Origin of the sequence: Arthrobacter sp. NPDC057013 (genome assembly GCF_042674585.1) — a bacterium.
Taxonomy (GTDB): domain Bacteria; phylum Actinomycetota; class Actinomycetes; order Actinomycetales; family Micrococcaceae; genus Arthrobacter.
In genome coordinates, this window is record NZ_JBHUSE010000006.1 from 250,372 (window position 1) to 261,010 (window position 10,639).

The window sequence follows — 10,639 nt, forward strand, 5'->3', positions numbered from 1 at the left end:
AGTGGTGCCCTTTCGCGCGTGACCCCGCCCCCGCAGTCTTGTTGCGGAGGTGGACATGAAAGCCAAGGACCTGCTGGGCCGGCGCGGGGAAGAACTCGCGGCGGAATACCTGGAATCGCTGGGAATGCTGATCGTGGCGCGCAACTGGCGCTGCCCCGACGGCGAAATCGACATCGTCGCCCTGGACGGCGACGCTCTCGTCATCGCCGAGGTGAAGACGCGGCGTTCACTCGCCTACGGTCACCCGTTCGAGGCGGTCGGCGCAGACAAGCTCGCCCGCCTGCACCGCCTGGGCTCGGCCTGGTGCCGGGAGCACGGACTGCGGTTACCGCTGCGCCGGGTGGACGTCATTGCCGTGCTGGACGACGGCGTCAGCAAACCCACCGTTGAGCACCTCAAGGAGGTGCTGTGATGGCGCTGGGGAGAGCCTATTCGGTGGCCCTGGTCGGTCTGAACGGCTACATCGTGGAGGTCGAGGCCGACATCGGCCAGACACTGCCGGCGTTTGTGCTTCTGGGCCTGCCGGACGCCTCCCTCAACGAAGCCAGGGACCGCATCCGCTCGGCGGCGCAGAACTCCGGTATCCCGCTGAGCCGGCGGAAGATCACCGCCAACCTCATCCCGGCGTCGCTGCCTAAGCGCGGGTCCGGCTTCGACCTGGCCATCGCGATGTCGGTGCTGCGTGCAGCGGAGGACATCAGGCCCACCGGGCGTACCGTCTTCATCGCCGAACTGGGCCTGGACGGACGCCTCAGGCCTGTCCGCGGCATACTTCCGTCCGTGATGTCCGCGGTGCAGGCTGGTTTCCCGGACATCGTCGTGGCCGAGGCGAACGCAGCCGAGGCGGAGCTCGTCCCGGGTGCCAGGGTCCGTGGCTACCGGACCCTGGCGCGGCTGGTGTTCGATTTTGGGGCCGACCCGCAGGAACTTGTCCTCGACTTCGCGCCGGAAGACGAACCCGCCGCGAGCGAGCCTGTGTCCGTGGACGCGACTGTGCCGGACATGTGCGACGTGTCCGGCCAGGCCGAGGCCCGCCGTGCCCTGGAAGTCGCCGCGGCCGGTGCCCACCACCTGCTGCTGACCGGGCCGCCCGGCGCCGGCAAGACCATGCTGGCCGAGCGCCTTCCCGGGCTTTTGCCCGATCTGCGCGACACAGAGGCGATGGAGGTGACGGCAATCCATTCCCTGTGCCAGCTCCCCACCGCCGGGGTGCGGCTGGTCCGGCGGCCGCCCTTCGAGAACCCCCACCACACGGCCACGGCAGCGGCGATCATCGGCGGCGGGTCGGGGTTGCCTCGCCCCGGCGCAGCGTCGCGTGCGCACCGCGGAATCCTCTTCCTTGACGAGGCGCCCGAATACGAACTCAGGGTCCTGGACGCGCTCAGGCAGCCCCTTGAGAGCGGCGAGCTGGTCATCCACCGCTCGGCGGGAGCAGCAGCCTATCCCGCCCGGTTCCAGCTCGTGCTGGCGGCCAATCCTTGTCCCTGCGGCAAGGCCTCGGGAAAGGGCATTGAATGCACCTGCACGCCCTTCATGCGGCGCCGCTACATGTCGCGCATGTCCGGGCCGCTCCTGGACCGCGTGGACATCCAGCTGCAGGTGGACCGCGTGTCGCTGGCCGACTTCGGCCAGTCCGGGGGAGAGGAGGACAGCGCAACTGTCGGCGCCCGCGTCCTGGCCGCCCGGGCCCGCCAGCTGCAGCGGCTTCAGCCCTGGGGCATGGAAACCAATTCCCAGGTGCCCGGCCGCATCCTGCGCGGGCAGCTCAGACTTCCCGGCGCCACCACCCGCATCCTTGACCATGCGCTGGAACGCGGCGTCCTCACGGCCCGAGGCTACGACCGTGTCCTCCGCCTCGCCTGGACTTTGGCCGACCTCGGCGGCCGGGAGCAGCCGGACGGAAACGACATCGGACAGGCCCTGAGCCTCCGCCAGACCGCCTCAGCGGCGGCGTGAAAGGAACCCGCATGCAGAACGAGAGACTTGCCCGGGCCGCGTTGTCCAGGCTGATGGAACCGCAGGACGTTGCTGGACTGGCACTGGTGCACGTCGCCGGGGCCGAGGACGCCCTGCGGATCGCCACCGGCCAGCTCAGCTACGGGCCGGGGCTGGAACAGGACATCACCGGGCTGCTGGCAGAGCACAGTGCCGTCACTTCCTGGGCCGGCCTGGGGGCTGCGCTGAAGCGCTGGGCGCCGAGGATTCCCGACCTTGCCCCGGAGCGCGACCTGGCGACCATGCAGCGCCTGGGCGGCCGGATGATCATCCCGGCGGACGGTCTGTGGCCGCGGCAACTGGACGACCTTGGGCTGCACCAGCCCATCTGCCTGTGGTGGCGGGGCGTTGAGCTCGAACTTCCCCCTGCAGCCAAGGCAGTGGCCCTCGTGGGTTCACGGGACAGCACCAGCTACGGCGCGTCAGTCACCGGTGACCTTGCTTATTCGCTGGCACAGAAAGGATTCACGGTGGTGTCCGGCGGCGCGTACGGGATTGATGCCCACGCGCACCGGGCAGCCCTGGCAGGGGGCTCAGGTGCCATGCCGACCATCGCCGTGATGGCCGGTGGCGTGGACCGCTTCTATCCCTCCGGGAACGAGGATCTCCTGCGCGCCGTAGCCAACCAGGGTGCCGTGCTCGCCGAAGTCCCGCCCGGTTCGGCCCCCACCCGGTACCGGTTCCTGCAGCGGAACCGACTGATCGCTGCCCTCGCGTCCGTCACGGTTGTGGTGGAGGCCAGATGGCGCTCAGGAGCCTTGAACACTGCCCATCACGCGGAGACCCTGGGCCGTGCCGTGGGAGCCGTCCCCGGCTCGGTCCACAGCGCCAACTCCGCCGGCTGCCACCGGCTCCTGCGCGACGGCGGCGCTGTCTGTGTGACGGATGCCGGGGAGGTCGCCGAGCTTGCGTCGCCGAGCGGACAGTCCTTGCCCGACGAAAAGAGCGGGCAGTCGGCCGACCATGACGGCCTGACACTCGAGGACCTGATCCTGCTGGACGCGCTCCTGCTGCGGGCTGCCAGCTCCGTCGAAAAACTCTGCAGCGTGGCTGGTCTGGGAGCGGAGACCGTTCGCGCGGGCCTTGGCAGGCTGGCGCTGCTCGGACTGGCTGTCTCCGAGAAGGGAGGCTGGAAGCGCACCAAGCAATCGGCCTAGGCTCCGCCGCCCGGTGACGTCCCCCTCGCCGGGCGGCAGGCGTGGGCCGATGCCGTTCATGGTGGGCGTGCCGTTCAATGTTTCTGTGCCAATTGCTGGGACAGTGGGGGAGTGGAGAAACAGGAGCTGCCGGCCGCCCTCGCCCGGGCCGTTACGGGTTTCGGGCGGTACCTGACGGGCGAGCGGGCGCGGTCCGAGCACACGGTGCGCGCCTACCTGTCGGACGTCGCCAGCCTCCTCGCCTATGCGGCCCTTGAAGGCGTCACCGAGCCGGCGGGGCTCGAACTCGGAACCCTCCGGCGCTGGCTGGGCAGCCAGAGCGAGGCCGGTGCGTCCCGATCTACGCTGGCCCGCCGCGCCGCCACAGCGCGGAGCTTCACCGCCTGGGCGCTGCGGGAGGAACTCATTGAAACCGATCCCGCGCTGCGTTTGCAGGCCCCAAAACGCGACGGCTCGCTGCCGGGCGTGCTGCAGCAGCAGCAGCTCGCCCGGCTGCTGGCTGACCTCAACGACGCAGCTAAAGATGGGGATCCCATGGCCCTGCGCAACCGGGCCATGGTTGAGCTCCTCTACGCCACAGGCGTCCGCGTCGGCGAGCTGGCAGGTCTCGACGTCGACGACCTCGACCCTGACCGCAGGACCCTGCGGGTGCTCGGCAAAGGCAACAAGGAGCGGACGGTGCCCTACGGGCTCCCGGCTGCGCTCGCCGTCGACGACTGGCTGCGCCGGGGCCGGGGGAAGCTCGCTGCCGCCGACAGCGGACCGGCGCTGTTCCTCGGTGCGCGCGGCCGCCGTGTGGACCAGCGCCAGGTCCGCAGTGTGGTCAAGGGCTTGTTCGAGGCATTGGGCGACACCTCCGCTACCGGCCCCCACGCCCTGCGGCACACTGCCGCCACTCATTTGCTCGACGGCGGTGCGGACCTCCGGGCGGTCCAGGAAATTCTCGGCCACAGCAGCCTCGCTACCACCCAGATCTACACCCACGTGTCCGTGGACCGCCTGCGGAAGAGCTACCAGCAGGCGCACCCGCGCGCCTAGCCCTTTCCTCCGGCGCGTCTTCTACACCACGCCGAATTGCACTGGCGTAATTAGACGGCGTACGGCACAATAAGATCCAAGTTCGGCAACTTTCAAGTTGTGCTTGAAGCGCTGTCTCCATGCGCCTCTTGTCAGCCCGGCAGGCAATTTCATAGATTGGCAGGAATCACCGGCACCACGCGGCGCCCAAAGCAGCAAGTATCCCGTCCATGCAGGTCGTTGGGGAAGACGTACCTACAGCTATGGAGGATGGAATGTCTGTTGCAATGACCCGCGGTGTGCTGTTTATTCACTCGGCCCCTACCGCACTGTGCCCTCACGTTGAGTGGGCCATCGGATCCGTCGTGGACAAGCGAACGGACCTCGAATGGACCCCTCAGCCCGCCGCGCCCGGCATGTTCCGTTCGGAGCTGTCCTGGACCGGCGCGCAGGGGACAGGTGCGCAGCTCGCGTCTGCCCTCCGGGGCTGGGCACACCTGCGCTTCGAGGTCACCGAGGAACCCAGCCAGGGCGTCGATGGCGGACGCTGGTCCCACACACCCGAGCTGGGTATCTTCCACGCCGTGACTGACGTGCACGGCAACATCATGGTGTCCGAGGACCGCATCCGCTACGCCTACGAGGCCGGCGCGGGCGACCCCTCCGCCGTCTACCATGAGCTCTCGCTTGCCCTCGGTGAAGCGTGGGACGAGGAACTGGAACCCTTCAGGCACGCCGCCGAAGGCGCGCCGGTGCGCTGGCTCCACCAGGTCGGCTGACGCACGGACACCCCCATAGCACGAAGAAGCCCCCGCCGGCCGGCGGGGGCTTCTTCAGCGTTCACTCATTGACACTACACGCTGCGGATGGCAACGACGGCGTTGTGCCCGCCGAAGCCGAATGAGTTGCTCAGCGCGACGATGTCGCCGGCCGGCAGGTCGCGGACGGAGGTCACGACGTCGAGCGGGATCTCCGGATCCTGGTTCTCAAGATTGATCGTGACGGGCGCCTTGCGCTCGTGGACCGCCAGAACAGTGAGGACGGCCTCCACGGCACCGGAGGCGCCGAGCAGGTGGCCCATCTGCGACTTGGTGGCCGAGACAGCCACGTTCTCCACGTGGCCGCCCAGCGCCGCTTTCAGCGCCGTGTACTCCGGCTTGTCACCGACCGGCGTCGAGGTGGCGTGGGCGTTGACGTGCACCACGTCCTCCGCCTGGATGCGGCCGTCGAACATGGCCGCCTTGAGCGCACGGGTGGCGCCCAGGCCTTCGGGGTCCGGTGCCGTGATGTGGTAGGCATCGGCGGTGACGGATGTGCCGGCGAGTTCGCCGTAGATCCGGGCACCGCGGGCGAGGGCGTGTTCCTCGGCCTCCAGCACCAGGGCGCCGGCACCCTCACCCATGACGAAGCCGTCACGGTCACGGTCGTAGGGACGCGAGGCGCGCTCGGGGTCGTCGTTGCGGCGGGAGAGGGCCTGCATCGAGGAGAACGCCGCGAGCGGCATCGGGTGGATGGCGGCTTCGGCGCCACCGCACATGACGACGTCGGCCTTGCCGGAGCGGATCAGGTCCAGTCCGAGGTGCAGGGCTTCCGTGCCGGACGCGCAGGCGGACACCGGAGTGTGCGCACCGGCGCGGGCACCCAGATCCAGGCTGACGGCTGCGGCCACGCCGTTGGGCATGAGCATCGGAACGGTCATGGGAAGGACGCGGCGGGGGCCCTTCTCCTTCAGCGTGTCCCACGCATCCAGGAGCGTCCACACGCCGCCGATGCCGGTGGCGAAGGCGACAGCCAGCCGGTCGTGGTCGATCTCGGTGATGCCGGAGTCGGCCCAGGCTTCGCGTGCGGCAATAACGCCGAACTGCGTTGACGGGTCCATGCGCTTGGCTTCAACGCGGCTCAGAACCTCCAGGGCAGGGGTGCTGCACCGGGCAGCGAAGTGGACCGGCAGTTCGTACTTGGCAACCCACTCGTCTTCAAGGGTGTGGGCTCCGGAAACCCCCTTCAACGCGTTCTGCCACATCGTGGGTACGTCGCCGCCGATGGGCGTGGTGGCACCCAGACCTGTAATGACTACTTTGCGTGTCATGGGATCACTCTCTGTCGGTGCGCCTGCCTTGTCCTGAGCTGCTGGCCGGAGGCCGGAGTGGGTGGCGTGCGGGGGAAGTCTGCAAAAAATTTAGGGATGGTGCATCGGCTGGCCGGCCCGGACAACGTAACGTCCGGTCCGGCCAGCCGGGTTCAGCCGCGGGGGCTGGAGCCCGTGAAGGCTGGTGTCCTGCTTACGCCTGGGCGTTGGAGATGAAGTCCACGGCGTCACCGACGGTCTTGAGGTTCTTGACCTCTTCGTCCGGGATGCGGACGCCGAACTTCTCTTCGGCGTTGACCACAATGGTCATCATGGAGATGGAGTCGATGTCCAGGTCCTCAGTGAAGGACTTGTCCAGCTCGACGGCCTCCGGGGCCAGGCCGGTCTCTTCGTTGACGATTTCAGCCAGTCCGGCCAGGATCTCTTCGTTGCTAGCCATTGATGGCTCCTTTTCTTGTTATTGCCGGCAGGGGATGCCGGAAATGGGCAAACCGCGGTTGCGGCTTGGTTATCGGAATTGCTACGGAAGGACAATTACCTGGGCGCCGAAGACCAGTCCGGCGCCGAAGCCGATCTGCAGGGCCAGTCCGCCGCTCAGTGCGGGGTTTTCCTGGAGCAGGCGGTGCGTGGCCAGGGGGATCGATGCCGCCGAGGTGTTGCCGGCATCGGCGATGTCCCGCGCCACGGTGACGGTCTCGGGCAGCTTGAGCTTCTTCACCATCTCGTCAATGATCCGCATGTTGGCCTGGTGCGGAATGAACGCCACGAGGTCCTCGGCCTGGATGCCGGCAGCCTCGAGGGCCTGCTGGGCAACCTTGGCCATCTCCCAGACCGCCCAGCGGAACACCGTCTGGCCGTCCTGGCGGAGCGTCGGGTAGAGCTCCTGCGCCTCTTCGAGCAGCGCGAGGTCGCCGGTGGAATCTGACCGGCGTGCCGCCAGGCCGAGGTCACGGACGTCCAGCATGGAGCGGGTCATGCCGATGGCATCCCACTTGCTGCCGTCCGATCCCCACACCGACGGCGCGATACCCGGGGTGTCCGAGGGGCCGATGACGACGGCGCCGGCCCCGTCACCCAGCAGGAACGAGATGGTGCGTTCGCGGTTGTCGATGACATCGGAGAGCTTTTCAGCGCCGACGACGAGGACGTAGTTGGCTGCGCCCGAACGCACCAGCGCGTCGCCCTGGGCTATGCCGTAGCAGTAGCCGGCGCAGGCGGCGGAGATATCGAAGGCAGGGGCAGGCGTGGCGCCCAGCCGGTCGGCGAGGCTTGCGGCCGCCGAGGGCGTGGCATAGGGGTGGGTCACCGTGGAGACGATGACGGCGCCGAGCCGGGACGCCTCGATGCCTGCCTTCTCCATGGCCTCACGTGCGGCACCCTCGGCCATGTCGATCACGCTGACGTCTGCGGGGGCGCGGTGGCGTGTGACGATGCCGGTACGCTGGCGGATCCACTCATCGGAGGAATCGATCCACTGGCACACATCCTCGTTGGTGACCAGGACGTCGGGGCGGTAGGCGCCGATGCCCAGAATCCGGGTGTGCTCGTTGAGCGGGGTCTGCTTCAGTACCGGCGTGCTCATGCCTGTCCTTCCAGTTCTGCGAAGAGTGCAAGGGCCGCGGACAGGTCGTCCGGCGTTTTGACAGCAACGGTCTTGACGCCCGGCATGCCCCGTTTGGCCAGTCCGGCCAGGGTGCCCGCCGGGGCGAGTTCGATCACGCCGGTGACTCCGCGGTTCACGAGGGTCTCCATGCAGAGGTCCCAGCGGACCGGCCGCGAGACCTGGGCAATCAGGCTGTCGACGGCGGCGGTGCCCTCCGTGACCTCCTGGCCGTCGAAGTTGGACAGCAGCGGCACGGCAGGGGCCTGCGGCTGCAGCTCCGGACGGAGCGCCTCGAGGGCGCTCACCGCGGGTGCCATGTGGGACGTGTGGAATGCCCCGGCGACCTTCAGCGGAATCACGCGCGCCTTGGCCGGCGGATTCTCGGCCAGGGCCTTAAGCTGATCGAATGTGCCGGCGGCGACGGTCTGGCCCGCGCCGTTGACGTTGGCAGGCGTTGCTCCGGCGGCCTCGATGGCGGCGAGGACCTCGGCGGGGTCGCCGCCCACCACGGCGCTCATGCCGGTGGGGGTGACGGCAGCGGCCGCGGCCATGCTGTTGGCGCGTTCGCGCACAAACGTCATGGCTTCCTTTTCGGTGAGCACACCGGCCAGCGCGGACGCCGTGATCTCGCCCACCGAGTGTCCGGCCAGGATGACCGGCAGCGTATTCAGTTCGACGTCGAACAGCGACTTCGCGGCCACCAACCCGGCCGCGACAATGAGCGGCTGCGCAACAGCGGTGTCCTTGATGGTTTCCTCGTCAGAGGTGGTCCCGTGCGCAGTGAGGTCGATGCCTGCAATTTCGCTCAGGGAGGCCAGATGGCCTGCTACGGAAGGCAGCTCCAGCCACGGGGCCAGAAAACCGGGGGTCTGTGAGCCCTGTCCAGGGCAGACGATTGCAAGCACGTATCCAGCTTTCCAAATTACCGGGTGATCCATTGGTGTTTCCGTACACCAAGCTCACGGGGTCAGATTGTAGGAAGTCTACAACGGTTCAGTTCGTGTTCCGCGCGGCAACACGCTCGACGGCGGGCTTGGGCGGAGTGGAAAGCCGCCCCACCACGAGCGCCGCCTGGAGCACAAAGGCCTCCCGCGGGAGCAGCGGATCCCAGCCTGTCACGTCACAAACACGCTTGAGCCGGTACCGCACGGTGTTGGCATGGACGAAGAGTTCCCGCGCTGTCGCCTCGAGCGAATGCCCCAGCTCCAGGTAGGTGCCGAGAGTTTCCACCAGCCCGTTCGATGCTGCGAGGAGCGGCCGGTAGATGTTCTTCACGAGCGACCGGCGGGCCGCATCGTCCCCGGAAATGACGCGTTCCGGCAGGAGGTCGTCGGCCGCCACGGGGCGGGGTGCGGCGGGCCAGGCCCGTGCGGCGGTCAGTCCCGCGAAGGCCGACTGCGCCGAGCCGCTGGCTTCCAGCAGGGAGCTGGCCTCCGCGCCGTAAACCACGGGACCGGGCGCGAACATCTCGCTGAGCTTCACATACGCGGTTTCCCGATCGTGGACGCCGCCCAGGATCAGGATGAGGCGGTCGCCCTGGATGCCCACGAGCGCATCCTCGGCGTAGCGGCCAGCCATGCGGCGCAGTTCGCTGACATAGCTGGCGCTGGGTTCGGATGGGGAGTTCCCCACCATCACGGTGAAGCGTTCCTGCGCCTTCCAGCCGAGCGCGGCGATCCTCGAGCGCAGCGCGTCGGTGTTTTCGCCGCGCAGGATGGCGTCCACAATCAGCGCCTCGAGCCGCGTGTCCCAGGAGCCCCGGGATTCCGCGGCCCGGGCGTACACGTCGGCGGCGGCAAAGGCGACTTCGCGGGAGTACCGGAGGACCGCTTCGCGCAGGGAGGGCTGGTCCGCTTCCGGAGCGATGACCGGAACCTGGTCCTCCACCACTTCCACGACGATCCGGATGAGCTGGAGCGCCTTCTGCAGGCTGATGGAGCGGGTCAGTTCCGTCGGGGCGGTGCCGAAAACATCGGACAGGATCCAGGACGGGGAACTGGGCCGCTCGTACCAGGTGACGAACGCGGCGATGCCGTTCTGTGCCACGAGGCCCAGTGCGGACCGCTCGTCCGAACTGAGCCGGCTGTACCACGGCAGGGATTTTTCCAGCTGGCGCATGGTGGTGGTGGACAGCTGACCGACGCTGGCCCTGAGCTTTTTCAGGGTCTCCGTCTTCTCCGGAGTCATGGTCCGGGAGGGCGGTTTGCGCGGTGCAGGGGCGGGGGACGGCTCGGGCATAATTCGAGCATACGGTGCCTGCGGGACAAGCTCCATTTTGTGCAAAGGCTACAACTTCGGTTGTGCTGCGTCACAGCCCTTCCGGCACTTCCGCAAGGACCGCCGAAGTAGCCGAAGGGAAGTACCCCAAACGACGACGGCGGCCCCCACCGTGGGTGGGGACCGCCGTCGTTCGCTTCGCCTCTGTAGCGTTCTTGTCCACTTGTCGCGACTTCAAGGCCGTTTTGCGGCCATTATCTGGACAAAAACTCGGGACTTGAGGGGCTCAGCCAGCCGTTAGGACTCGCCTCCGGCGTTGCCCGTGGTGCCGGCGTTCACGTTGAGCAGGCGGTACTTCTCGATTGCCTGCGCCGGTGCCTGTCCGTCAACCTCACCCTTGGCCGCGAGCAGCTGCAGGGTCTTCACCACGACGGAGTGGGTGTCGTTTTTGAAGAAGCGGCGGGCTGCGGCGCGGGTGTCGGAGAAGCCGAAGCCGTCGGCGCCGAGGGTGGCGAAGTCGTTCGGGATGAACTGCCGGATCTGGTCCGGGACGGCCTTCAT

General features: G+C 68.0%; 11 protein-coding genes. 5 read left to right on the plus strand and 6 right to left on the minus strand.

What is annotated here, in order from left to right; genetic code table 11:
- The first annotated feature begins 55 nt into the window (after positions 1-55).
- From ACFTSA_RS11255 to ACFTSA_RS11275, 5 genes are all read left to right on the plus strand, one after another.
- Positions 56-412 (plus strand): YraN family protein, encoded by a 357-nt coding sequence (locus tag ACFTSA_RS11255; RefSeq protein WP_377951333.1) that lies wholly within the window; start codon positions 56-58, stop codon positions 410-412.
- The gene (locus ACFTSA_RS11260; protein ID WP_377951334.1) at positions 412-1,956 is read left to right on the plus strand and encodes a YifB family Mg chelatase-like AAA ATPase; all 1,545 of its coding nucleotides are present in this window, start codon (positions 412-414) and stop codon (positions 1,954-1,956) included. The genes ACFTSA_RS11255 and ACFTSA_RS11260 overlap by 1 nt, the downstream gene beginning before the upstream one ends.
- A gap of 11 nt (positions 1,957-1,967) precedes the next feature.
- Complete coding sequence (gene dprA, locus ACFTSA_RS11265) at positions 1,968-3,152, plus strand: DNA-processing protein DprA (protein WP_377951335.1); 1,185 nt, start codon at positions 1,968-1,970, stop codon at positions 3,150-3,152.
- A 111-nt stretch (positions 3,153-3,263) separates the two neighbouring features.
- A complete protein-coding gene (locus ACFTSA_RS11270) occupies positions 3,264-4,190 on the plus strand; it encodes a tyrosine recombinase XerC (RefSeq protein ID WP_377951336.1) in 927 nt (308 codons plus the stop codon).
- Positions 4,191-4,444: 254 nt separating this feature from the next.
- Entirely contained in the window at positions 4,445-4,948 is a 504-nt protein-coding gene (locus ACFTSA_RS11275; protein ID WP_003806074.1) for a DUF3145 domain-containing protein, read from the plus strand.
- 74 nt (positions 4,949-5,022) lie between these two features.
- On the opposite strand, the gene fabF is transcribed toward ACFTSA_RS11275, so the two are convergent.
- The 6 genes from fabF to ACFTSA_RS11305 form a co-directional block, all read right to left on the minus strand.
- Complete coding sequence (fabF, locus tag ACFTSA_RS11280; RefSeq protein ID WP_377951337.1) at positions 5,023-6,258, minus strand: beta-ketoacyl-ACP synthase II; 1,236 nt, start codon at positions 6,256-6,258, stop codon at positions 5,023-5,025.
- 193 nt (positions 6,259-6,451) lie between these two features.
- Positions 6,452-6,697 carry an acyl carrier protein gene (locus tag ACFTSA_RS11285; RefSeq protein WP_003806076.1) on the minus strand — a complete coding sequence of 82 codons (246 nt, stop codon included), beginning with the start codon at positions 6,695-6,697 and terminating at the stop codon, positions 6,452-6,454.
- 81 nt (positions 6,698-6,778) lie between these two features.
- Positions 6,779-7,840: a beta-ketoacyl-ACP synthase III gene (locus ACFTSA_RS11290; RefSeq protein WP_377951338.1), complete on the minus strand. Its 1,062-nt coding sequence runs from the start codon at positions 7,838-7,840 to the stop codon at positions 6,779-6,781.
- Entirely contained in the window at positions 7,837-8,766 is a 930-nt protein-coding gene (locus ACFTSA_RS11295; protein WP_377951339.1) for an ACP S-malonyltransferase, read from the minus strand. Before ACFTSA_RS11295 ends, ACFTSA_RS11290 begins: the two co-directional genes overlap by 4 nt.
- An 88-nt stretch (positions 8,767-8,854) precedes the next feature.
- Positions 8,855-10,099, minus strand: coding sequence for a PucR family transcriptional regulator (locus ACFTSA_RS11300; protein WP_377951340.1), 1,245 nt, complete (start codon positions 10,097-10,099; stop codon positions 8,855-8,857).
- Positions 10,100-10,375: 276 nt separating this feature from the next.
- On the minus strand, positions 10,376-10,639 hold a 264-nt coding region (locus tag ACFTSA_RS11305), incomplete at its 5' end, for a hypothetical protein (RefSeq protein WP_377951341.1).

Excerpts from the sequence above, each read along its gene's own strand:
- ACFTSA_RS11255 (WP_377951333.1), top strand. The coding sequence starts at position 56 with ATGAAAGCCAAGGACCTGCTGGGCCGGCGCGGGGAAGAACTCGCGGCG.
- ACFTSA_RS11290 (WP_377951338.1), bottom strand. The coding sequence starts at position 7,840 with ATGAGCACGCCGGTACTGAAGCAGACCCCGCTCAACGAGCACACCCGG.
- dprA (WP_377951335.1), top strand. The coding sequence starts at position 1,968 with ATGCAGAACGAGAGACTTGCCCGGGCCGCGTTGTCCAGGCTGATGGAA.
- ACFTSA_RS11275 (WP_003806074.1), top strand. The coding sequence starts at position 4,445 with ATGTCTGTTGCAATGACCCGCGGTGTGCTGTTTATTCACTCGGCCCCT.
- ACFTSA_RS11285 (WP_003806076.1), bottom strand. The coding sequence starts at position 6,697 with ATGGCTAGCAACGAAGAGATCCTGGCCGGACTGGCTGAAATCGTCAAC.
- ACFTSA_RS11260 (WP_377951334.1), top strand. The coding sequence starts at position 412 with ATGGCGCTGGGGAGAGCCTATTCGGTGGCCCTGGTCGGTCTGAACGGC.
- fabF (WP_377951337.1), bottom strand. The coding sequence starts at position 6,258 with ATGACACGCAAAGTAGTCATTACAGGTCTGGGTGCCACCACGCCCATC.
- ACFTSA_RS11300 (WP_377951340.1), bottom strand. The coding sequence starts at position 10,099 with ATGCCCGAGCCGTCCCCCGCCCCTGCACCGCGCAAACCGCCCTCCCGG.